The organism is Amycolatopsis mongoliensis (genome assembly GCF_030285665.1).
Taxonomy (GTDB): Bacteria; Actinomycetota; Actinomycetes; order Mycobacteriales; family Pseudonocardiaceae; genus Amycolatopsis; species Amycolatopsis mongoliensis.
Genome location: NZ_CP127295.1, coordinates 7,866,862 through 7,889,272 on the forward strand (window position 1 = coordinate 7,866,862; position 22,411 = coordinate 7,889,272).

At 71.1% G+C, this 22,411-nt stretch carries 20 protein-coding genes; 11 read left to right on the forward strand and 9 right to left on the reverse strand.

What is annotated here, in order from left to right; translation table 11 throughout:
* Nucleotides 1-34: 34 nt before the first annotated feature.
* Nucleotides 35-631: a ClpP family protease gene (locus QRX60_RS37720; RefSeq protein WP_285996232.1), complete on the reverse strand. Its 597-nt coding sequence runs from the start codon at nt 629-631 to the stop codon at nt 35-37.
* 126 nt (nt 632-757) lie between these two features.
* Between QRX60_RS37720 and QRX60_RS37725 the strand changes: the two genes are divergently transcribed.
* From QRX60_RS37725 to QRX60_RS37735, 3 genes are read left to right on the forward strand one after another with little or no spacing between them, the layout of a single operon-like run.
* Complete coding sequence (locus QRX60_RS37725; protein WP_285996233.1) at nt 758-1,099, forward strand: ArsR/SmtB family transcription factor; 342 nt, start codon at nt 758-760, stop codon at nt 1,097-1,099.
* Nucleotides 1,100-1,101: 2 nt separating this feature from the next.
* On the forward strand, nt 1,102-1,572 hold the full coding sequence (locus QRX60_RS37730) for an SRPBCC family protein (RefSeq protein ID WP_285996234.1): 471 nt from the start codon (nt 1,102-1,104) through the stop codon (nt 1,570-1,572).
* Nucleotides 1,569-2,150, forward strand: coding sequence for a dihydrofolate reductase family protein (locus QRX60_RS37735; RefSeq protein WP_285996235.1), 582 nt, complete (start codon nt 1,569-1,571; stop codon nt 2,148-2,150). Before QRX60_RS37730 ends, QRX60_RS37735 begins: the two co-directional genes overlap by 4 nt.
* A 57-nt stretch (nt 2,151-2,207) precedes the next feature.
* Here QRX60_RS37735 and QRX60_RS37740 read toward each other — a convergent pair whose 3' ends face one another.
* Nucleotides 2,208-3,188 carry a malate dehydrogenase gene (locus QRX60_RS37740; protein WP_285996236.1) on the reverse strand — a complete coding sequence of 327 codons (981 nt, stop codon included), beginning with the start codon at nt 3,186-3,188 and terminating at the stop codon, nt 2,208-2,210.
* A 98-nt stretch (nt 3,189-3,286) separates the two neighbouring features.
* A complete protein-coding gene (locus tag QRX60_RS37745; protein WP_285996237.1) occupies nt 3,287-3,718 on the reverse strand; it encodes a MarR family winged helix-turn-helix transcriptional regulator in 432 nt (143 codons plus the stop codon).
* Nucleotides 3,719-3,815: 97 nt separating this feature from the next.
* Between QRX60_RS37745 and QRX60_RS37750 the strand changes: the two genes are divergently transcribed.
* From QRX60_RS37750 to QRX60_RS37765, 4 genes are all read left to right on the forward strand, one after another.
* Nucleotides 3,816-4,220 carry a nuclear transport factor 2 family protein gene (locus QRX60_RS37750; RefSeq protein WP_285996238.1) on the forward strand — a complete coding sequence of 135 codons (405 nt, stop codon included), beginning with the start codon at nt 3,816-3,818 and terminating at the stop codon, nt 4,218-4,220.
* Nucleotides 4,217-4,582, forward strand: coding sequence for a VOC family protein (locus tag QRX60_RS37755; protein WP_285996239.1), 366 nt, complete (start codon nt 4,217-4,219; stop codon nt 4,580-4,582). The genes QRX60_RS37750 and QRX60_RS37755 overlap by 4 nt, the downstream gene beginning before the upstream one ends.
* 2 nt (nt 4,583-4,584) lie before the next feature.
* Nucleotides 4,585-5,439 carry a TIGR03560 family F420-dependent LLM class oxidoreductase gene (locus QRX60_RS37760; protein ID WP_285996240.1) on the forward strand — a complete coding sequence of 285 codons (855 nt, stop codon included), beginning with the start codon at nt 4,585-4,587 and terminating at the stop codon, nt 5,437-5,439.
* Nucleotides 5,440-5,681: 242 nt separating this feature from the next.
* Nucleotides 5,682-6,311: a DUF4360 domain-containing protein gene (locus QRX60_RS37765; RefSeq protein WP_285996241.1), complete on the forward strand. Its 630-nt coding sequence runs from the start codon at nt 5,682-5,684 to the stop codon at nt 6,309-6,311.
* Between the two features lie 53 nt (nt 6,312-6,364).
* Here QRX60_RS37765 and QRX60_RS37770 read toward each other — a convergent pair whose 3' ends face one another.
* Both QRX60_RS37770 and QRX60_RS37775 read right to left on the reverse strand, forming a co-directional pair.
* Nucleotides 6,365-8,455 carry an FUSC family protein gene (locus tag QRX60_RS37770; RefSeq protein ID WP_286003781.1) on the reverse strand — a complete coding sequence of 697 codons (2,091 nt, stop codon included), beginning with the start codon at nt 8,453-8,455 and terminating at the stop codon, nt 6,365-6,367.
* Nucleotides 8,452-11,577 (reverse strand): GH92 family glycosyl hydrolase, encoded by a 3,126-nt coding sequence (locus tag QRX60_RS37775; RefSeq protein WP_285996242.1) that lies wholly within the window; start codon nt 11,575-11,577, stop codon nt 8,452-8,454. The genes QRX60_RS37770 and QRX60_RS37775 overlap by 4 nt, the downstream gene beginning before the upstream one ends.
* A gap of 57 nt (nt 11,578-11,634) precedes the next feature.
* Here QRX60_RS37775 and QRX60_RS37780 point away from each other — a divergent pair, with 57 nt between their 5' ends.
* Nucleotides 11,635-12,390, forward strand: a complete 756-nt coding sequence (locus QRX60_RS37780; protein WP_285996243.1) for an alpha/beta fold hydrolase — start codon at nt 11,635-11,637, stop codon at nt 12,388-12,390.
* Between the two features lie 52 nt (nt 12,391-12,442).
* On the opposite strand, the gene QRX60_RS37785 is transcribed toward QRX60_RS37780, so the two are convergent.
* Together QRX60_RS37785 and QRX60_RS37790 are read right to left on the reverse strand one after the other, a co-directional pair.
* On the reverse strand, nt 12,443-12,979 hold the full coding sequence (locus QRX60_RS37785) for a YciI family protein (RefSeq protein WP_285996244.1): 537 nt from the start codon (nt 12,977-12,979) through the stop codon (nt 12,443-12,445).
* An 82-nt stretch (nt 12,980-13,061) separates the two neighbouring features.
* Entirely contained in the window at nt 13,062-17,372 is a 4,311-nt protein-coding gene (locus QRX60_RS37790) for a GH92 family glycosyl hydrolase (protein ID WP_286003782.1), read from the reverse strand.
* 150 nt (nt 17,373-17,522) lie between these two features.
* Here QRX60_RS37790 and QRX60_RS37795 point away from each other — a divergent pair, with 150 nt between their 5' ends.
* Genes QRX60_RS37795 through QRX60_RS37805 form a run of 3 tightly spaced genes read left to right on the forward strand, consistent with a single transcriptional unit; the run spans nt 17,523 to nt 20,135 of the window.
* Nucleotides 17,523-19,151 (forward strand): tannase/feruloyl esterase family alpha/beta hydrolase, encoded by a 1,629-nt coding sequence (locus tag QRX60_RS37795; protein WP_285996245.1) that lies wholly within the window; start codon nt 17,523-17,525, stop codon nt 19,149-19,151.
* Nucleotides 19,152-19,192: 41 nt separating this feature from the next.
* On the forward strand, nt 19,193-19,831 hold the full coding sequence (locus tag QRX60_RS37800; RefSeq protein WP_285996246.1) for a class I SAM-dependent methyltransferase: 639 nt from the start codon (nt 19,193-19,195) through the stop codon (nt 19,829-19,831).
* A 31-nt stretch (nt 19,832-19,862) separates the two neighbouring features.
* Nucleotides 19,863-20,135 carry a hypothetical protein gene (locus QRX60_RS37805; protein WP_285996247.1) on the forward strand — a complete coding sequence of 91 codons (273 nt, stop codon included), beginning with the start codon at nt 19,863-19,865 and terminating at the stop codon, nt 20,133-20,135.
* Here QRX60_RS37805 and QRX60_RS37810 read toward each other — a convergent pair.
* On the reverse strand, nt 20,132-21,430 hold the full coding sequence (locus tag QRX60_RS37810) for a M20/M25/M40 family metallo-hydrolase (protein ID WP_285996248.1): 1,299 nt from the start codon (nt 21,428-21,430) through the stop codon (nt 20,132-20,134). The two genes, QRX60_RS37805 and QRX60_RS37810, sit on opposite strands and share 4 nt — an antisense overlap.
* Nucleotides 21,423-22,250 carry a M55 family metallopeptidase gene (locus QRX60_RS37815; RefSeq protein ID WP_285996249.1) on the reverse strand — a complete coding sequence of 276 codons (828 nt, stop codon included), beginning with the start codon at nt 22,248-22,250 and terminating at the stop codon, nt 21,423-21,425. Before QRX60_RS37815 ends, QRX60_RS37810 begins: the two co-directional genes overlap by 8 nt.
* Nucleotides 22,251-22,411: the final 161 nt, after the last annotated feature.

Sequence of the window (22,411 nt, forward strand, 5' to 3'; positions counted from 1 at the left end):
TCTGCACCTCGAACAACCGCAAAGACGGAGGGAGTCAGGCCGACGCGGTCTGCTCGCCCGCGACGATGTGGTCGACGAATCCGTAGGCGAGGGCTTCGTCCGCGTCGAACCAGCGGTCGCGGTCGGCGTCGGCGGTGATCCGCTCGACACTCTGGCCCGTCTGGCGCGCGGTGATCTCCGCGATCCGGCGCTTCATCTTGCCGAACACCTCGGCCTGGATGGCGATGTCGGTCGCGGCGCCGCTGATCCCGGCCGACGGCTGGTGCATGACGATCCGCGTGTTCGGCAGCAGGTAGCGCTTTCCGGGCGTGCCGGAGGAAAGCAGGAACTGGCCCATGGAGGCGACGAAGCCGAGGCCGTAGGTGGAGACGTCGGGTTTGACGAGCTGCATCGTGTCGTAGATGGCCATGCCGGCGGTCACCGAGCCGCCGGGTGAGTTGATGTAGAAGGTGATGTCCTTCGCCGGGTCGTCGGCGGCCAGCAGGAGGAGCTGGGCGATGATCCGGTTGGCGACTTCGTCGTTGACCTCGGAGCCGAGGAAGACGATGCGGTCGCGCAGGAGCTGTTGGTAGACCGAGTCTTCGGGTGCGGTGCTCGGTGCCTGCATGTCGGGTACGGCGAGAAGGGTCATGGCCCGACGGTAGGGCGGGCGATGGCCGCGCTTGGGGCGATTTCGCTGTGAGCGTGCGGCGTTCGCTGGGAGCGGAGCGAACTCGGGTCTTGCCGAGGTGATCGGCGATCGTTAATGTACAACCACATGGTTGTACATCGGGAAGAGAGTGAGGAGTCGCTCAACCAGCTCTTCCGCGCCTTGGCCGACGGGACACGCCGCGACATCCTGGCGCGGTCGATCACCGAGACGCCGTCGGTGTCCGAGCTCGCCGCGCACTACGAGATGAGCTTCGCGGCCGTGCAGAAGCACGTCGCCGTGCTCGAGCGGGCGGGTCTCGTCCGGAAGCGTGCCAAGGGCCGCGAGCAGCTGGTCTCGGCCGACCGCGTGCGGCTCCGGCGGGCGAGTGCGCTCCTCGATTTCTACGAGTCCGTTTGGCGCCGGCGCGTGGCGCAGCTCGATGATGTCCTGCTACCGAAAGAAGACTGACGATGCCCGTCACTTCGGTGACCAAAGATCCGGAAGCGCTGACCCTGACGCTGGTGGCCGACTTCCCGGTTCCGCAACGACGGCTGTGGGAGGCCTGGGCTGATCCGCGGCAGCTGGAGCGCTTCTGGGGGCCGCCGTCCGCACCCGCGACGTTCACGCACCACGACTTCCGGGTCGGCGGCCGCGCGGAGTACTTCCTGACCCTGCCGGGCGGGGAGAAGTGGAGCGGGGCCTGGAAGTTCACGGCGGTGAGCCCGATCGACTCGTTCGCGGCGGACGACGGTGAGGCCAACGCCGAGGACGGGGACATGCCGATGTCGATGAGCTTCGCCTTCGAGGCGACACCGACGGGGTCGCGCATGGTCAGCGTCACCCGGTTTTCGAGTGTTGAAGCCATGGAAGAGACAACGCCGGGCATGGAAGCGGGTCTTCGTGCCGCGATGCCCCAACTGGACGAGGTGCTGGCCGGATGAGAACTCTCAAGATCATCGAGCACGTGTCGCTCGACGGCGTGATCCAGAACTCCGCCGACGGGGACGGTTTCCCGTACAGCGACTGGACGGGGGCGTACCGGACTCCGGCCGGCGCGGAGATGATGCTGTCCGCGCACGGTGACCGGTTCGATCTGCTGCTCGGTCGGCGCACCTATGACATCTTCGCGGGGTTCTGGCCGACGGTGTCCGGTATCCCGATGGCGGATCGCCTCAACGCGGCGAAGAAGTACGTCGTGACCCATCGTCCGGACGATCTCGGCTGGGGCCCGGCCGAAGGTGTCGGCCCGGACCTCGTCGAGGGTGTCCGGCGCATCAAGGCGGAGGACGGTCCGGGGCTGGTCGTGACGGGCAGCTCGACGCTGACGTCGGTGCTGCTGGAACACGGGCTCGCGGACGAGGTCGTGCTGGTCGTCTATCCGGTGCTGGTGGGGACGGGCAAGCGGCTCTTCGCGGAGGGGACTCCGGGGCAGGCGTTCGAGTTCGCCGGGACGACGCCGACCCCGACCGGTGTCCTGCTCAGCACCTACAAGGTCGCCGGGCCGCTGAAGACCGATTGACGCGATCGGGGCCGCCGTCCACCCGGGACGGCGGCCCCGATCGCGTTCGTGCCGGGCTCAGATGAGGCCGAGCTTCTGCACGGTGTCGCGCTCCTCGACGAGCTCGGCGACGGAGGCGTCGATGCGGGCGCGGGAGAAGTCGTCGATCTCGAGGCCCTGGACGATCTCGTACTTGCCGTTCTTGGCGGTGACCGGGAAGGACGAGATGAGGCCTTCGGCGACGCCGTAGGAGCCGTCGGAGACGACGCCGGCGGAGGTCCAGTCACCTTCGGCGGTGCCGTTGACCCAGGTGTAGACGTGGTCGATGGCGGCGGACGCCGCGGAGGCGGCGGAGGAGAGGCCGCGGGCCTCGATGATGGCGGCGCCGCGCTTGGCGACGGTCGGGATGAAGTCGTTCTCGAGCCAGGCCTGGTCGACCTCGACGCCCTTGCCGGCGACCTCGGCGTGCTGGACCGAGGGGTACTGGGTGGCGGAGTGGTTGCCCCAGATGGCGAGCTTCTTGATCTCGGTGACGGGTACGCCGAGCTTCTTGGAGAGCTGGGCGAGGGCGCGGTTGTGGTCGAGGCGGGTCATCGCGGTGAAGCGGTCGGCGGGCACGTCGGGGGCGTGCGAGCGGGCGATGAGGGCGTTGGTGTTGGCGGGGTTGCCGACGACGAGGACCTTGATGTCGTCGGCGGCGCCGGCGTTGATGGCTTCGCCCTGGGGCTTGAAGATGCCGCCGTTGGCCTCGAGGAGGTCGCCGCGCTCCATGCCCTTGCTGCGGGGGCGGGCGCCGACGAGGAGGGCGATGTTGGTGCCTTCGAAGGCCTGCTTGGGGTCGTCGAAGATGTCGATGCCGGCCAGGAGGGGGAACGCGCCGTCGTCGAGCTCCATGGCGGTGCCCTCGGCCGCCTTGACCGCCTGCGGGATCTCGAGGAGCCGCAGCTTCACCGGGACGTCCTGGCCGAGGAGCTGACCGGACGCGATGCGGAAGAGCAGCGCGTAGCCGATCTGGCCGGCGGCGCCGGTGACGGTCACGTTGACAGGGGCTTGGGTCATTGCGGTTCTCCAGCTTGAGACGACTTTGGCTAGTGCATGGAGCCTATCTCTCCTCGTGGTCGCCGGTCGGGTGCGTCCAGTCACTCTCGCTGGATCGATCAGGTATCGGTGACGTTGCCGGCGAGGCGGTGGAGGAGGTCGGCGAGCTGGGCGATTTCGGCGTCGGACAGGCCTTTTCGCATGCGTTCGTCGTGGGCGATGGCGGCGGAGGCGAGGCGCAGGAAGAGCTGTTCGCCTTCGGGGGTGAGGGTGACGAGGTGGACGCGGCGGTTGTCGGGGTCGCGGCGGCGGGTGACGAGGCCGGCGGCTTCCATGCCGTTGAGGTGGTGGGTGAGGGTGGCGCCCTGGATGCCGACGGCGTCGGCGAGTTCGCGTTGGTTGGCGACGGGCCGGGTCTTGAGGGAGATGAGGATCTGCCAGACGGGCTGGGAGCCGCCGGCGGCGGCGAGCGCCTGGTCGAAGGCGCGGCCGGCGGTCTTGGCGGTGCGGGCGAGGACGACCCCGATGGGGGTGGTGACGGGTGCTGGCACGGGTCGGACTCTACCGCAGAAGCTGAGGGACCTAAGCGTTTGACATCTAATGGTTAGACATCTAACGTTGTGCTCGTCGAACCGGAAGGGGAACGCGATGAGCACCGAAGAGCAGGTCCGCGAGTTCGGCCGGGTCTGGGCCGCCGCGGAGGAACGTGGGGACACCGAAGTCCTGGCCGGCCTGGCCGCCGACGGCTTCCGTCTGGTCGGCCCGCTCGGCTTCGTACTGGACCGCGACCAGTGGCTGGCGCGCTACGGCGCCGGTGGGCTGGTGACCGAAAAGCTGGACTGGGACGACGTCGAGGTCCGCGACTTCGGCACGACCGCCATCGCGATCGGCGTGCACGCCCAGGTCGCCGAGCACCAGGGCAACCCGGTGAACGGCCGGTTCCGCGCCACGCACGTGCTGGTCCGCACCGAGGACCGCTGGTGCCTGGCCGGCATCCACCTGAGCCCGATCGGCGGCCCGCCGCCGTTCGCGTCCGGCGGGGCCGCGCGATGAGCATCGAGCTGGACCACACGATCGTGTGCGTGACCGACCGCGAGAAGTCGGCGCAGTTCCTCGCCGGGATCCTCGGCCTGCGGACCGAGCCGGTCGCCGGCCCGTTCGTGCCGATCCGGCTGGCGAACGGGGTGACGCTCGACTACCTGCGGGTGGACCGCGTGACGAGCCAGCACTACGCGTTCCTCGTCGGCGAAGACGACTTCGACGCCGCGATGGCGCGGATCGAGCGGGCCGGCATCACCTACTGGGCCGACCCGTTCCACGAGCGGACGGGCGAGGTCAACGACCTGAACGGCGGCCGCGGGGTCTACTTCGAGGACCCCGACGGCCACAACATGGAACTGCTCACGAGGGGGTAGTCATGCGGTTGAGCATCGGGGTCACGGACTTCTCGTGGCCGGACAAGGCGACCGAAGAGCTGACGGCCGTCGCGGTGGCGGCCGACGACGCCGGGCTGGACACGCTGTGGGTGGCCGACCACCTGCTGCAGGCCGACCCGCACAGCACGCCGGATTCGGCGATGCTCGAGGCGTACACGACGCTGGGGTTCCTGGCCGCGCGGACCAGCCGGATCGGGCTGGGCACGATGGTTTCGGCGGTGACGTTCCGGCCGCCCGCGCTGCTGATCAAGGCGGTCACGACGCTCGACGTCCTCTCCGGTGGGCGGGCACGGTTCGGGATCGGCACCGGGCACCACGACGGCGAGGCGCGGGCGATGGGCCTGCCGTTCCCGCCGGTGGGCGAGCGTTTCGAGCGGATGGAGGAGACCATCCGGCTGGCGCTGCGGATGTGGGCCGGGGACGACTCGGCGTTCGAGGGTGCGCACTACCACCTGGACCGTCCGATCGGGATTCCGCTGCCGGTGCGCCGGCCGCGGGTGCTGATCGGCGGGGCGGGTGAGCGCAAGACGCTGCGCCTGGTCGCGCGGTACGCGGACGCGTGCAACGTGTTCGACGTCCCGGACGGGGGGAAGACGGTGCGCCACAAGCTGTCGGTGCTCGCGCGTCACTGCGAGGACGCCGGACGGCCGTACGGGGAGATCGAGAAGACGATCAGCGCGCGGCTGGAGCCCGGTGAGTCCGCGGAGTCGTTCGCGCGGCGGTGCACGGGGTTCGCGGAGTGGGGGATCGACCACGCGGTGGTGCTCACGGCCGGGCCGTGGTCGGCGGCCGGGGTGGCGACGCTGGGGCGGGTCGCGGGCCTGCTGGCGGAGTGAAACGATCAAGCCCGGACGTCGCGGGGTGATCGCGGACGGCGGGCGGCGGTCCGGCGGCGCGAAATCGTTTTCCGGTCGAATTTCTCCGTGGTCACCGGAATGGCGGCTCGAAATTATCGGTATACCGCGTGGTGGGACGGCTACTGCGCGTTGCTCCGTTCAGCGGGGTTTCGGACCATGATCCTTTCGCTACCATGGTCGGCGCCCCCGTACCCAATTCGAATGTATTGGGAAGGATTCCGATGCTTTCTGCGGTCGTTGCTGCCGTGATGGCGCTGTCCTCTGTGGTCACCCCGCATTCATGGAACACTCCTCCGCCGCCCGACAGAATCGTCATCGACGTCGTGAACGCCAATGGCACGGGCTGCCCGGCCGGCACGTCCGCGGTGGCGGTGTCGCAGGACAACACGGCGTTCACCGTGACCTACAGCGCCTACACGGCGTTGGTCGGGGTCGGCGCGGGCCCGCTGGACGCCCGGAAGAACTGCCAGATCGGCCTGCGGGTGCACGTGCCGCAGGGGTTCACCTACGGAATCGCGCAGGCGGACTATCGCGGGTTCGCCCATCTGGAGCGGGGCGCGACCGGCCTGGAAAGAGCGAACTACTATTTCCAGGGTAATTCTCCGACGGCGTACGTCCAGCATCCGCTGACCGGTGCTTTCGAGGACGACTGGCATTTCACCGATTCCACGGAGGTCGGTGCGATCGTGTTCAAGCCGTGCGGCGAGGAACGCAATCTGAACATCAACACGGAATTGCGGGCCGCGGCCGGGACGTCGGATCCGAAGAAGACGACGAGCTACGTCACGATGGACTCGACCGACGGCAGCATCACGACCACGTACCACTTCGCGTGGTTGACCTGTCCCTGATCGGAGCGGCGTGGACCGGGGCGGCGCGGCTTGGCACCGCGCCGCCCCGGCGGTCACTTCTTCGCGGGGGCGCGGGGATCGGTGGCCTGGAGGCCGAAGACGCGGGCGAGGGAGACGAGGGCTTCGTCGAGGTGGCTGAGGCTGGAGAGGACGGCCCGGGTTTCGGCCTGCTCGACGCGGTCGCTCACCGGGGTGCCGTCGTCGCGCACGAGCGTGCCGGGTGGGGGGCCACCCGGCGCGTCGAGGGCTTTGCGGAGGACGTCGATGTTGGCCAGCAGCCGTCCGGTGAACTGGCGCAGGCGGTCGGCGGTCGGGCCGGCGAGCTGCCCGGGCTGGGCGCGGGCGGCGACGTGGCGGGCGCGGAAGGCGATGGTCTCCAGTGTGGTGAGCACGTGCCAGCCGTAGTCGCGGCGGGCGCTGCGCAGGTTGACCGGGTGGGTCAGCGGCTCGATGGTGGTCCGGACCTGTTCGACGGCGCGGTCGAGGTCGCGGGAGAGCTCGATGATGTTGACGTTCTGCTCGCCGGCGAGCAGGTCGCGGGCGTGCTCGAGGAACTCCGCCAGCTCGTCGAGCACGGCGGAGATGTCGTCGAGCATGACCGAGCGGGTGCGGACGGGGACGATGACGACGGCGGCGAGGATGCCGGCGGCGGCGCCGACCGCGGTTTCGGCGACGCGGATCCAGAGCACTTCGAGGCTGAACGTGCCGAGCAGGCTGTAGAGCAGGCCGAGCATGCTGGTGATGAAGAAGGCCATCACCACCTGGGAGACGCGGGCGGAGTAGACCATCCCGAAGACGCACACCAGGATCAGCGCGAGCGTGGCGGGGGTGCTGCCGCCGACCAGGAGGGCGAGCAGGACACCGCCGACGATGCCGATGAGGGTGCCGCCGAGGCGGCGGACGCCCTTGACGAAGGTGGCGCCGGCGCTGGAGGCGCCGATGAACACGACGAAGACGGTGAGGACGGCCCAGTACCAGCGCTGGTGGGAGACGAGTTCGCCGCCGAGCACGGCCAGGCCGCCGCCGACGACGGCCTGGATGGCGCTGCGGGTGCGGTTGTCGTAGGCGAACGCGGGGGTCGGCTCGTCGTCGTCGTCGCCGGAGTCGAGGGGGCCGGGGGCCGACTCGGGTGCGGCGGCGCGCTGGGCGCGGTCGTCGGCCAGGGCCAGCTCGGCGAGGGCCTTCCGGACGCCGTCGCCGGGGGCGGCGTGTTCGTCGATGCGGCTGCCTTCGACGAGCATGCGGCTGTACTCGCCGGTCTGGCTGATCAGCGGGAGCTCGCGCGGGTCGCGTTCCATGAGGGCGCGGAAGCGGGCGAGCCGGGCGATGAGGTCGTCGCGGACGTCGGTGGTGAGCTCGTCGGAGCAGGTGCGCTGGACGGTGATGGCCAGCCATTGGACGGCGAGCTCGACTTCGATGGCGCGGCGGCGGAGGCGGTCGGCGGCGCGGGCGTCGACGACGTCGGGGGCGGCGTCCTCGATGAGCAGGACGCATTCGTGGAGGCGGCTGATCGCGCTGCGCAGCTGCTTGCGGGTGCGTTCGCTGCCGTTGACGGCGAGGTGGGCCTCGGTGGCGCGGACGACCGCGGCGAGGCGGGCGCGGAAGGCGCGGCGGACCCGGAGGAACTCGGCCTCGGCGTTGTGGCGCAGCAGGACGAACCGGACGACGGCGTTGGCGAGGACGCCGACGCCGAGTGCCATCAGCAGCTGCGGGACCTGGGCGAGGTGGGCCTGCAGGAACATCGGGAAGAAGAACAGGAAGAAGCCGATCGAGCCGAGGGCGGTGCCGCGGGCGCCGAAGCGCTGGGCGTAGACCGCGACGAAGATCAGCAGGACGAACACGACGCTGTCCAGCGGCGGCATCGCCGAGCCGAGGCTGGCGACGGTGATCGACGCGGCTCCGGTGAGGAAGGCGAGCACGAGCGTGACGGCTTGGGCTCCGGGCGTCGGGTCGTTGACGGTGAACGCCGTCATCATCGCGGCGATGGCGCCGACCAGCATGACGGTGAGCGGGACGTGGGTGGGCAGCAGCGCGGCCACGGCGAGGACGATGCCGAGGACCGCGGACCCGGCCAGCCGCAGCCGGACGAGGCCGGGGTCGGCCGCCGCCAGCCGGTCGAGCGCGGCGGTGCGGTAGTGGTTCATCGGGCGAGCAGCTCCCACTGGGCGAGGGTGGCGCGGCGGCCGCGGGTGGCGGTGATCCGCAGCCGGTAGTGCGGGTGTGCGGCCGGGGTGGCGAGCACGAACGGGCGGGTCTGGCGGCGCCAGCGGAACAGCTCGTCGGTGCGTTCGTCCAGGGTGGTCCAGTCCTCGCCGTCGTCGGAGCCTTCGAGGACCCACGCACCGGGGTCGCCGCCGCGGGTGCCGGAGGTGAGCGTGTACATCGTGACTTCGCGGGGTTCTCCGGTGACGGTGAACTCGATCGCCGGGGTGGCGCCGCGGAAGGTGACCTGGGTGCGGGTGGTGTCGTCGAAGAGCGCGTCGACGCCGGTGCCGTCGGAGGCGGTCGCGGTGCCGGTGAGGTCGGTGGCCGGGTCCGGGTGCTCGGCGGGTGGCGGTGGCGTGCCCCATGCGGTCGGTTCGGCGGCCATGGCGAAGACCAGCTCGGCGCCGCCGGCGAGGGTGGCGTGGGCGATGGTCGTCTTGTCGTGGGGTTCGCCGTCGACGGTGAGTCCGCGGACGTAGACGGTCTCGTCGGTGTTGCCGGGGGCGCGGACGACGAGCTTCTTGCCCTCGCCCAGGTGGACGGTCGCCTTCTCGAACAGCGGCGAGCCGATCGCGTAGCGCGGGCTGCCGACGGCCAGGGGGTAGAAGCCGAGGGCGCTGAACACCCACCACGCGGACATTTCGCCGTTGTCCTCGTCGCCGGGGTAGCCCTGGCCGAGTTCGCTGCCGAGGTAGAGCCGCCGCAGCACTTCACGCACGACGCGCTGGGCCTTCGCGGGTGCGCCGGCGAGGTCGTAGATGTACGGGATGTGGTGCGAGGGCTGGTTGGAGTGACCGTACTGGCCCATGCGGACGTCGCGGGCCTCGGTCATCTCGTGGATGAGGCCGCCGTACGCGCCGGGGCGGCGGCCGGTCTCCGGGGTGGCGAAGAAGGTGTCGAGCTTGGCTTCGAGGCCGGCGTTGCCGCCGTGCAGTGCCGCGAGGCCGGGTCCGTCGTGGGGCGCGGTGAAGGCGGTGTTCCACGCGTTGGTCTCGACGAAGTCCCCGCCCCACGCGGCCGGGTCGTAGCCCTCGGGGGCGAACTTGCGGCGGCCGTCGCGGTGGCGGCCCTGGAAGAAGCCGATCTCCGGGTCGAAGTGGTGGACGTAGTGCTTCGCGCGGTCACGGAAGTAGGCGGCGTAGTCCGCGTACATCCGGGCCCGCGGCCCCTCGCTCTCGCGGGCGAGAGCGTCGGAGAGGTTGGCGAGGCCGAAGTCGTTGATGCACCCTTCGAGCGCCCAGGACAGTCCTTCGTGGACCGACGCCGGGGTGTAGCCGAGGAAGATCGACCGGTCCAGGCCCTTGCGGCCGACCGAGCGGTGCGGCGGGGTGACGGTGGCGTTCTTGAGGGCGGCGTCGTAGGCGGCCTCGACGTCGAAGTTGCGGACGCCCTTGAGGTAGACGTCGGCGAAGGCGACGTCGGAGCTGGTGCCGGTCATCAGGTCGGCGTAGCCGGGTGAGGACCAGCGGGAGATCCAGCCGCCTTCGCGGTACTGCTGGACGAACCCGTCGACCATCCGGCCGCACTGCACCGGGGTGAGCAGCGCGTAGGCGGGCCAGGTGGTGCGGTAGGTGTCCCAGAAGCCGTTGTTGACGTACATTTCGCCGTCCACGACCTTCGCGCCGGTGCGCCGGCGGGTGCTCGGCCACCTCCGGCGCACCACCGGGCTGGCGTGCCGGACGCCCTTCGGGGTGTTCTCGTGCGCGACGTTCGGGTAGAGGAACAGCCGGTACAGGTTGGAGTAGAGCGTGGTCCGCTGGTCCTCGGTGGCGCCTTCGACCTCGACGCGGCCGAGCTGCTCCTGCCAGAGCTCCCGTGCCTGGTCGCGCACCTGCTCGAACGTCGTCCCGGCGGGGATCTCCAGCTCGAGGTTGCGCTTGGCCTGCGCGAGGCTGATCAGCGACGTCGCGATCCGCAGCGTCGCGTCGGGGCTGTCGAACTCGAAGTAGCCCGAGACGCGCCGCCACGGCGGACGGCGGACCTTGGCGCCGCGGGTGGCCGGGGCGTCGGTGATGCCGTAGACGAACATGCGGCGCGCGCCGGCGGACAGGCGGCTGCGGACTGTCGTGTACCCGCTGATCTCGCCGGTGTCGGCGTTCAGGCGGAGGCCGCCGCGGTTGGCGGCGTTGTCGAAGAGCAGCCAGCCGTGCTTCTCGGGGAAGGTGAACCGCAGGATCGCGGCGTGGGACGTCGGTGCGAGGTCGACGGTCATGCCGTTGGCGAAGCGGACGCCGTAGTGGTGCGGCGAGTCGGTCTCGTCGTCGTGGGAGAAGGCCAGGGCGCGCTTGCGGCGGTCGCGCTGGACCGGGCCGGTGCCGGGCATGACGTGGAAGGTGTGCCGGTCGCCCATCCACGGGCTCGGCTGGTGGCTCAGGGCGATGGCCTGCAGCGCCGGGCGGTTCTGGTCGTCGTTGTGGCGGTGGTAGGAGTAGATCCAGTTGGTGACGCCGGCGTCGGTGACCGGGGTCCAGAAGTTGAACCCGTGCGGCACCGCGGTCGCCGGGAAGTTGTTGCCGCGGGAGTAGTCGCTGCTGGAGTGCGAGCCGCGGGTCGTGCGGACGTAGTCGACCGGGTCCCGGGGCCGCTCGGGGCGTTCGGCGACGCGGACGTCGTCGAGCCACCCGGTGATCTCGCCTTCCGGGGACGCGGTGCGCAGCACGATCCGGCTGATCCGGCGGCCGGCGAACGCCCCGAGCGGGCGGCGCACGAGGTTCCACTGGTCCACCCAGAGCGTCTTGTCGTCGACCGGGTCGAACCCGGCCGAGGTGCCGTCGGCGAACTCGACGTCGAGGCTGACCCGGGTGGCGTGGTAGGCGGGGATGTCTCCGTCGGACTGCGGGAAGACCACATAGGACAGCTCGGTGTCCCCGGTGACCGGCGCGTCCAGTTCGAACAGGACGCTGCGCGGGCGGGCCGAGTAGCGCAGGGCCTTGGCCCCGGTGAAGCCGACGCCGGTCTTGGCCGTGGGGGAGCGGTCCGGGCCGCTGTCGACCGTCAGGGCGGGGTCCGCGGGCTGCGGGTCACCGGATTCGAAGGAAGAGGAGAACACGGCGTCGGGCATGCGCCCACCGTATCGGCCGAACGGCGTAGCGTGTGCTCGACGCGGGGGAGGTCTCCGGTGAGCACGCACATCGTCCGGCACGAGGGTGCCGAGCTGCGCTACGAACTGCGGGGCGACGGCCCGCTCCTGCTGCTGATCGCCGGCCGCGGCGGCTACCGGGCCCGGTACGCCGGGCTCGCGCAGCGGCTGGCCGGCACCTACGCGGTGCTCACCTACGACCGGCGCGACCCGCGCACCGACTTCGACATCGGCCAGCAGGCCCGGGACGCGGCCGCCGTCATCCGTGCGGCCCGCCCGGCGCGCCCGCGGGCGGCGGTGTTCGGCCAGTGCGCGGGCGGCTCGGTCGCGTTCGAGCTCGCCGCGCAGGTGCCCGACGCGGTGACCGAGCTGGTGGTCCACGAAGCCCCGGCGATCCCCCTCCTGCCGGACGCGCCGAAGTGGCTGGCGCTGGTCCGTCAGGTCCGGGCGACCCACGAGCGCCAGGGTGTCGACGCGGCGCTGGCCCTGGCCGGCCTCACCACGGCCGACTTCCCCGATCCGGCGGCCGCGGCGCTGTTCCTGGCCCGCGAGTTCCCGGCGGTGGTGCTGCACACCCCGGACCTCGACGCGGTCCGCCGCACGGGCATCCCGGTGGTCACGGCGGCGGGGGAGGCCAGCCGCGACACGTGCCTGGAGCAGTCGGCCCGGATCCAGGCCGAGCACCTGGCGTGCCGCTACGCCCGCTTCCCGGGCGGCCACCACGGCTTCGAGTCCGACGTGGACGCCTTCGCCCCGGCGCTGTGCGCGACGCTGGCGAGACTGCGCCGCCTCTGAGCGGACCGGGCTCGGGCCGGTGACGCGCGGCGTTCGCAGTCCCCGCGCCGGCTCAGGCCTGGCGGCCGCCGAACCGCCAGCGGTGGACCTCGATCGCGTCGTACCGCTCCGCCGTCAGCACCGCCCGCGCTGCCTCCGCGTCCGGGGCTCGCAGCAGCACCGCTGTGCCCAGCCACGCCACACCGTTGTCCGAGAGCAGCGGGCCGCACGCGATCAGCTCCTCTCGCGGACCCGCCACCTCGGCCGGCTCTCCCGAACCGAACCCGAGGACCAGGTACCGGTTCCCGCCGGTCCGGCCGCCCGGGAAGTCCCCCATCGTGCGTCCGAGGTCGTTGCGCCAGCGGCGCAGCAGCACATCCCGGTACGCGCCCGCCTGGTAACCCGGCTCGTCGAACGCGAAAGCCCGCGCCGCCGCCGGGTCCGGCAGGTCGAGCACGTGCACACTGCCTGTCGGAGTGTCGCCGTCGAACGTCGGGCCGCGCGCGATCATGCCCGGGAACCGGTCCATGTAGGACCAGTGCTCCTCCAGCAACTCGGAGCGCAGCGACGCCGAGCCCGGCCGGTCCCGGTGGTAGCAGAAGAACTCCATAGTGCTCTCCTCGAAACGCCGTGAAGGCCTCCTTACCGGCCATAAGAGCCGGTAAGGAGGCCTTCACGGACCTGACGGTGGACTAGATCTTCACGCACTGTCCGGCGGCCGGGCCGCGGACGGTGTTCGGGAGGTCGTGGTCCGTCGGTGCCGGCGAGTTGGCCGCGCAGGCCAGCGGGCCGCCGACCGTGCTCGAGGTGAGCACCGGCCCGTGGTTGCCGGTCAGCGCGACCGGCCCGCCGACGGTCGTCAGCTCGATCGACACCTGCCCGGTCGCCCCGGTGATCGCCACCGGGCCGTCCACCTTCGTGCGGTTGAGCACCACCTGGCCGGCACCCGTCGCCGCCAGCGGGCCCTTGATCTCGCCGCCGCGGACGATCAGCGAGGCGCCACCGCCCACGGTGACCGGACCCGACACCGTCGCGTCCTGCAGGCACACCGTGCCGCTCGAAACCGTGAGCGGCCCGGACGACGCGCCGGTGATCGTGCGGGTGCAGGAGGCGTCCGGCTTGCCCAGCAGCTCGAACTCGGCCAGCTGCGCCGGGGCGCCGGTGCTGGTCGCGGTGACCTCGAGCTTGTAGTAGGCGTAGTGCGCCGGGTTGGCCACCTTGAACGCGCGGGTCTGCTGCCGCCAGCTGAACGCCTGGTTCGTCTGCTGGTCGGCCACCGCCCAGGTCTTGCCGTCGTAGGAGCCCTTCAGCGTCCAGCTCTTCGGGTCGCCCGCACCGGTCTGGGACGTCAGCGTGTAGTGCGTGACGGCCTCGTCGGTGTTGTTCAGCTGGTACTGCAGGGCGCCGGTGACGGCGGCCTGGGTGCGCGAGGTGTTGTCGATCAGCGCCGCGGCGTCGGAACCATCCGAAGTGGACAGCGTGCCCTTGCCCGCGCCGGTCTCGTCGTGCAGCGGCGTCGGGACGGCGTCACCCGTGGTGATCGACTTCGGCGCGTCGTTCGGGCCGGTACCCCAGGTGGAGGGGTTCGGGCCCATGTCGAAGTCGATGACCCCACCGCGCGCGATGACGTCCTGCGGCAGCGACGTCGAGGAGTACGCCTTGCCGTTGACCTTCACGCCCTGGACGTAGACGTTCTTCGCGCTGTTCTTCGGCGCGTTGATCACCAGGTTCTTGCCGCCGGCCAGGTGGATCGTGGCCTTCTTGAACAGCGGCGACCCGATCGCGTAGTTCGGGCTGCCCATCTGCAGCGGGTAGAAGCCCAGCGCGCTGAAGATGTACCACGCGGACATCTCGCCGTTGTCCTCGTCGCCGGCGTAGCCCTGGCCGATCTCGGCGCCGTTGTAGAGCCGCGACAGCGCCTCACGGACCTTCGCCTGCGTCTTCGACGGCTGACCCGCGTAGTCGTACATGTAGAGCAGGTGGTGCGAGGGCTGGTTGGAGTGGCCGTACTGGCCCATCCGCACGTCCCGCGCCTCCCGCATCTCGTGGATCACGCCCCCGTAGGAACCCGGGAAGGTGGCGGTCTCCTGGTCGGCGAAGAACTGGTCCAGCTTGTTCGCCAGGCCCGCCTGACCGCCGTAGAGGTTCGCGAGGCCCTTGCCGTCCTGCGGCACGGTGAACGCCATGCCCCAGCCGTCGGTCTCGGTGTAGTCCCCGCCCCACGAGCGCGGGTCGTACTGGTCCTTCGTCTTGGTGAACTTCCCGGTGGCGTCCTTGCCCTGGAAGAACCCGACGCTCGGGTCGAACAGGTTCACGTACTGCTGGGCGCGGCTGGTGAAGTACTCGTAGTTCTCCTGGTACTCCGCCTTGCGCGGGTCGTTCGGCGCCGCCTCGTCCGCCAGCTTCTTCGACAGGTTGGCGATGCCGAAGTCGTTGACGTAGCCCTCGATCGCCCACGAGAAGCCCTCGCTGGCGGTGTTGGGCGTGTAGCCGAGGAAGATGCCCTGGTCCAGGCCCTTGCGCCCGACCGCCGAGTTCGGCGGGGTGACCGTGGCGTTCTTGATCGCCGCGTCGTAGGCCGACTTGACGTCGAAGTTCTTGACGCCCTTGAGGTAGGCATCGGCGAACGCGACGTCCGAGCTGGTGCCGGTCATCAGGTCCGCGTAACCGGGGGAGGACCAGCGCGCGATCCAGCCGCCGTCGCGGTACTGCTGCACGAACCCGTCGACCATCTTCCCGGCCATGTCCGGCGTGAGCAGCGAGTACGCCGGCCACGTCGTGCGGTAGGTGTCCCAGAACCCGTTGTTGACGTACATCTGGCCGTCGACCACCTTCGACCCGGTCTGGGTCGCGGTGTCCGCACCGGTCTTCGGCGACACCGGGCTCGCGTACTTGTACGCGGGCGTGCCGGCGGTGCCGGTGTTCTCGAACTGGGAGTTCGGGTACAGGAAGAGCCGGTACAGGTTCGAGTAGAGCGTCGTGAGCTGGTCCTTCGACGCGCCCTCGACCTCGATCACCTTCAGCTGGTCGTCCCAGGCCCGCTGCGCGGCGTCGCGCACCGAGTCGAAGGTCGCGGCCGGGGCGATCTCCTGGGCGAGGTTCTTCTTCGCCTGGTCGACGCTGATCAGCGACGTCGCGATCCGCATCTTCACGGTCTTGTCGGCGCCGGCGTCGAACCGCAGGTAACCGGTGACGTTGTCGCGGCCCTGCCCGGTGAGCTTGCCGCCCGCGGTGACCGGCTTGTCGAACGTCGCATACACGAACATCCGGCCCGCGCCGGCGTACACGTTGGTCTCGGTGTAGCCCGAGAGCGTGCCGGTCGCGGTGTCGAGCGTGAGCCCGGCCGAGTTGTTGACGCTGTCGAAGATCAGGCTCGAGTCCGCGCCCGGGAAGGAGAACTTCATCATCGCCGCGTGGTCGGTCGGCGCGATCTCGGTCTTGATCCCGTTCTGGAACTGGACGCCGTAGTAGTGCGCCCGCGCGACCTCGTCGCTGTGCTTGAACGCCAGCGCCCGCTTGTCGCGGTTGGCGTCGGGCACCCCGGCGGCCGCGGACGGCATCACCTGGAAGGCCTCCCGGTCACCCATCCACGGGCTCGGCTCGTGGCTCACGCTGAACGCCTGCAGCTGCGGGAGGTTCTGCGCGTTGTTCTGGGTGCTGTAGTTGTAGAGCCAGCTGCTCGACCCGGCGTCGGTGACCGGCGTCCAGAAGTTGAACCCGTGCGGCACCGCCGTGGCCGGGAAGTTGTTGCCCCGCGAGAACGTCCCGTTGGCCATCGTGCCGCGGGTGGTCACGACGTTGTCGCTCGGGCGGGTGCTCGACGGCGGGGTCGGGGTCGCCGAGACCTTCACGTCGTCCAGCCAGCCCTGCAGCGAACCCGGGCCGTTGGGGTTGTCGTAGCCGACCAGGATCCGGTCGATCGTCTTGCCCTTGGCGACCTGGCCGATCGCCGAGCGCACCAGGTTCCACTGGTTGGCGTAGAGCACCTTCGAGGCGCCCTGGCCCTCCGGGGTCAGCGGGAAGCCGTACTGGTCGGTGGCGCCCAGGTTGCGCAGGTAGGTGCCGTCGGTGAAGGCCAGGTCGATCGCGACGTTGGTGCTGGGGTACTTCAGGTCGCCGGTGATGAACTGCGGCTGCACCTTGTACGACAGCTCGGTCGAAGCGACGACCGGCACGTTCACGTCGAAGATCTTGTTGTACGACCAGCCGTGGCCGGTCGCGGTCTGGCTGCCGGAGTAGCGGAACGCCTTCATGCCGGTGAAGCCGACGCGGTTCTTGTTGGTGTAGCCGCTGGTCGGGCCGGAGTCGGTGAAGCTGCGCATGTTCGGCAGCGGCGGCGGCGCCGGGTCGTCGTTGGCCAGCAGCAGCTCCGACAGCTGCAGGATCGGCCCGCCGTTGTTGGCCGTGATGTTCAGCCGGAAGTACTTGTACGCCGCGGTCGGCGCGGCCAGCTTGTAGTCCTTCTGCTGGAACCGCGCGGTGAACGCCTGACCCGCCTGCTTGTCCAGGTCGGTCCAGGTGCTCGCGTCGTTCGAGCCCTGCAGCGTCCAGTCCTTGGGGTCGCGGTTGTCGAAGTCGTTGGCCGAGGAGAGCGCGTAGTGCGTGATCGAGGTGGGTTCCGACAGCGTGATCTGCGCCCACGCGGTCGGGTCCCAGGACAGCCACTTGGTGTCGGTGGTGCCGTCGACGAGGTTCGACACCACTTCGCCGCCGTCGGTGTTCTCGCTGCTCGCACTGGTCTCGGTGACCTTGCCGCGGATGTCGCCGGGGATCGCGGTGCCGTTCGCGCCGTTGACGCCGAACGCGCGCGGCTTGCCGGCCGCGTCGGTGTCCACGGTGTCGGTCCACGTCGGCTGGGGATCACCCGGTTCGAACGAGGAGGAGAAGTCGGCGGGGAGGGCGTCCTCGGCGGCGGAGGCGGCCGCGGGGAGGGCGACCAGGCCGGCGGCGACCACGGTGGCGGCCAGCATCATGGCGACCGGTGGTCTGGCGCTTCGGGGCATCATTGCTCCAAGCTCTGGAGGGATGAACTCGAGGCACCGCGCGGGCGGGGACCCGGCGGCGCCCAGGAAGACAAACGCGCGGGTGACATCGATGTCAAGACCGGTCGGCAAACCTGACCAGAACTGGACAACCGAGGGAACGGGGACCAGATGAAACGCGCTCGGATCATCACCGCCACAGCAGCACTCGCCCTGGCCACCACCGGATTCGCGCCGGCGGCCGCCACCGCCGCCCCGGACTCCGTCGTCCGGCCGATCACCGCCTGCGGCGACCTGGTCCGCGGGTTCGCCCTTCCGGGCGCCGCCACGCACGTCACCTCGGCGGCCGTCGTCGCCGCGACCGGCACCGACCCCGAGTACTGCGGTGTGCAGGGCTACGTCGAGCCCGCCGTGCGCTTCGAGCTGCGGCTGCCCACCAAGACCTACGCCGGCCGCTACCTGCAGTACGGCTGCGGTGGTTTCTGCGGCCTGATCAACCCGCCCGCCTTCGCCGACTGCGACCTGCCGCACGGTGGCGACGTCGCGGTCGCCGCCACCGACGACGGGCACGTCGGCAAGACCCCCGCCGTCGTCGACGACGGCAGCTGGGGCGCGCACGACCAGGCCGCCCGCGACGACTTCGAGTTCCGCGCACCCCACGTCGTCGCCCGCGCGTCGAAGGCGATCATCCAGGCCTTCTACGGCGCCCTGCCGAAGAAGGCCTACTTCACCGGCTGCTCCGACGGCGGCCGCGAAGGCCTCCAGCTGGCCCAGCGCTACCCGGCCGACTTCGACGGCATCGTCGCCGGCGCCCCCGCCGGCTACTGGAGCCCGCTGCTGGAGTTCCAGGCCTGGCTCGCCCGGGCGAACACCGCCGCCGACGGCAGCCCGATCCTCACCGCCGCGAAGCTGCCCGCCCTCCACAACGCCGTCCTCGCGGCCTGCGACCGCCTCGACGGGCTCGGCGACGGCCAGCTCGACGACCCGCGTGCGTGCCGCTTCGACCCGGCGACCCTGACCTGCACCGGCCCGGACACCCCCTCGTGCCTCACCCCGGCCCAGGTCGCCGCGACCCGCCGGCTCTACTCGCCGCCCACCGACGCCCACGGCACGCTGCTCTACCCCGGCGGCGAGCTCCGGGGCTCCGAGCTGTCCTGGGCCGGGTGGATCATCGGCGTCCCCGAGACCGGGGGCCTCTCCTTCGCCCGCAGCCTCGCCGACAACTACCTGCGCTACCTCGGCTACCCGATCGGCACGCCGGCCTCGACCGTCGACACCTTCGCCTTCACCAAGCGCGAGTTCGACCGGCTCACCCCGGAGGGCGTCCGGTACAACGCGATGAGCCTCGACCTGTCGGCGTTCCAGCGCCGCGGCGGCAAGCTCGTGCTGTGGCACGGCTGGGCCGACCAAGCCATCCCGCCGGCCGGCACCCTCGACTACTACCAGCGGCTCACCCACGGCCGTACCCAGAACTTCGTCCGGCTGTTCATGGTCCCCTCGCTCTACCACTGCGGCGGCGGCACCACGCTCACCGAGTTCGACCCGCTGCGCGAGCTGGTCGCCTGGGTCGAACGCGGCACCGCGCCCACGGTGGTGACGGCGACCGGCCGCGACGCCGCCGGCACGGTCACCCGGACGCGGCCGGTGTTCCCCTACCCGCAGCGCGCGGTCTACGACGGCAGCGGCAGCGTCGACGACGCGGCCAACTTCCGCCCGGCGCCACCGGCCGCCCCGGTCCGCGACGTCGTCGACTGGGCAGGCAACGGGCTGTACGCCATCCCGGGCCCGGTCGCCCGGTAAACCGGTCACGCGGCTCCGGCGTCGTCGCTAAAGTCCTGATCATGACGACACCGGAGCCCGCCGACCGCGTCCTGTCCCGCGCCTCCCTCGCCGAGGGCGACCCCACCCGGTGGTTCGACCAGCTCTACACGGCCGCCGCCCGCGGCGAGGCCGAAGTGCCGTGGACCCGCGGCGCGCCGAACGCGGACCTCGCCGCCTGGGTGCCTCCCGGTGCCGGCCGGCGGGCGCTGGTGGTGGGCAGCGCTTTGGGCGACGACTCGGAACTGCTGGCGTCGGCGGGCTGGACGGTGACGGGGTTCGACGTCGCCCCGACAGCGGTCGAGGCGGCCCGCGCCCGGTTCCCGAAGTCCACAGTGGACTACGTGGTGGCGGACCTGCTGAAGCCGCCGGGGGAGTGGCACCAGGCGTTCGACCTGGTCGTGGAGATCATGAACATCCAGGCGATGCCCCGCGAATTCCGCCCGGCGGCGCTGACGTCACTGGCCGGCTTCCTCGCCCCCGGCGGCACGCTGGTCGTGTCGGAGGTCGCGGAGGAGAACTTCGACATGGCGACCTGGCAGAGCCCGCCGTGGCCGTTCAGCCGCGAGGAGGTCGAGTCGGTGGCCCAGGACGGCGTCACGCTGGTGACCCTCGACCGCATCCGCGACGGCGCGCGCCACTGGGCCACCTTCACCCGGTAACGGCGGCCGCCGCGCCCCCGACTCAGGGAGCATGTGGGCCGTCATCGGAGTCTGGGACATCGCGCCGGAAAAGCTCGGCGAGCTGCGCGCCCAGGTACCGCTCATGGCCTCGAGCAAGGTCGGCACGCCGGGCTTCGTGCACGGCACCTGGACCCTCGACGGCCACATGATCCAGGTCTACGCCGACGAAGCCAGCGCCCGCCGCTACCACGACGACATGCTCGCCAAGGGGTTCACCGAACAGCCCGGGGTGCGGTGCGTCGTCTGGGCCGTCGCCGAGGTCGGCGCCGAGTCGCAGGTCTAGCAGTCCGCCAGGAACCGGGACAGCACCCGCGTCCCGAAGTGCAGGCCCTCCACCGGCACCCGCTCGTCCACCCCGTGCGCCATCGCGCGGTACGGGAAGCCCTTCGGCAGCCACAGCGGCGCGAACCCGTAGTTGGCGATCCCCAGCTGGGCGAACGCCTTCGCGTCCGTGCCGCCACCCAGGCAGTACGGCACCACCACGGCCTCCGGGTCCTCGGCCCGCAACGCGGCGGCCATCGCCGAGAACCACGGCGAGTCGACCGGGGCCTGCACCGGCGGCTGGTGCGCCACGAACTCCCGCGTCACGCCCTCGCCGAGCAGCTCGTCCAGCGCGGCGAACAGGTCGCCCTCGGTGCCCGGCAGCACCCGCACGTCCACCTGCGCGGTGGCCGTCGACGGGATCACGTTCACCTTGTACCCGGCGTCCAGCATCGTCGGGGTCGTGCTGTTGCGGACCGTCGGCACCACCAGCCCGCCCGCCGGGCCCAGCGCCGCCACCGCCGCGTCCACCCCGTCCGAAGAGGACAGATCGACCGGCACCCCGAGCGCGTCCCCCGTCCGCTCCAGGAACGCCCGCACCGCCGGGGTCAGCGTCACCGGCCAGCGGTGCGCGGCGACCCGGTTCAGCGCGCCCACCAACCGGGTGACGGCGTTCTCGTCGTTGGGCCGCGACCCGTGCCCGGCCCGGCCCCGGGCCGTCAGGCGGAGGTGCGCCGTCCCGCGCTCGGCCGTCCCGACCGGGTAGAGGTGCACGTCGCGGCCGTCGGCCGCCGGCACGTGGTAGGTGTAGCCGCCCGACTCGCTGATGGCGGCCTCGCAGCCTTCGAACAGCTCCGGATGCGACGCGACGAGCCAGTGCGCGCCCCAGTCGCCGCGGTCCTCCTCGTCGGCGACGAACGCCAGCACCAGCTCACGCCGGGGCCGCACCCCGCCGGCCAGCGCGGCGAGCACCATCGCCACGAAGTCCTTCATGTCGGTCGCGCCGCGGCCCCACAGGTACCCGTCGCGGACCTCGCCGGAGAACGGCGGCACCGACCAGTCCGCGGCGTCGGCCGGCACGACGTCGAGGTGCCCCTGCACCAGCAGCGCGGGCAGCGACGGATCGGTGCCGGGGACGCGGGCGACGACACTCGCCCGGCCGGGCGCGGCTTCCAGGATCCGCGCCGGGATGCCCAGGCCGTCCAGGAACGCGGCCACGTACTCCGCGGCCGGGCGTTCGGGCTCGGCGTCGTTCCCGCCGCGGTTGGTCGTGTCGAACCGGATCAGGTCCGCGCACAGCTCGACGACGTCAGCCATAGATGCCCTGCACCGCCCCCGCCGCGATCGCCGTGACGACCTTGAACGCCTTCATCGCCTCGGTCATGTTCACCGCGTCGAAGCCGACCCGCCGGGTGCCGATCTGCTCCACCGTCGGGATCACCGCCGTCGCCTGCGCCAGGTGGCTCGCGTCGAACTCCACCTCGATCCGGTGCGACCCCACCTGCCGCTCCTCCCGGCCGGCCCGCGCCATCGCGTCGGCCGCCGCGCCGGTCAGCAGGTCCGCGGTGCGCGCCGGCGGCAGGCAGATCGCCGCGTACCGGCTCACGCACTCCTTCACCTGGACCAGCTCCGCCTCCGGAGCGTAATCGCGGGCGTCGTCACACGTTTTGTCGTCACCCGAAACGAGCAGGACAGGGACGCCGTACTCCGCGGCCATCGCCGCGTTCAGCCGGCCCTCGCTCGCCGGGACGTCGTCCAGCCACACCCCGGTGATCTGGTTCTCCAGGTAGGTGTGGGACAGCACCCCGTCGAACCCGGCGCCGGCGTGGTAACCCAGGAACACCACACCGTCCACACCGGAATCGACGCCCTGCATCATCGACAGCGGCTTGTGCCGCCCGGTGAGCATCCGCGCCCGCGGGTCGAGGTCCTCCAGCAGCAGGTTCCGCTGCGACGAATGCGCCTCGTTGACCAGCACGTCACTGGCCCCGGCCTCGTACAGCCCGGCCAGCACGGCGTTGACGTCGCCGGTGAACAGCCGCCGGAAGCGGTCCCACTGCGGCGATCCGGGCACGACGTCGTCGGTCCAGGTGACGCCGGTGGCGCCTTCCATGTCCGCCGAGATCATGATGCGCATGCCCGGCACTCTAACCAGGCCGCCCGGGCTCCGGGCACGGATCCCCGATCACGGTGCGTCACCGAAGCCGATCGATAACGATCGGACACCTGCCGAGGCGGCAACATATTGCGCGGTTGTCCGGGTATGTGGTTACTTCTCGTCCTTGGGGAGGCTCACAG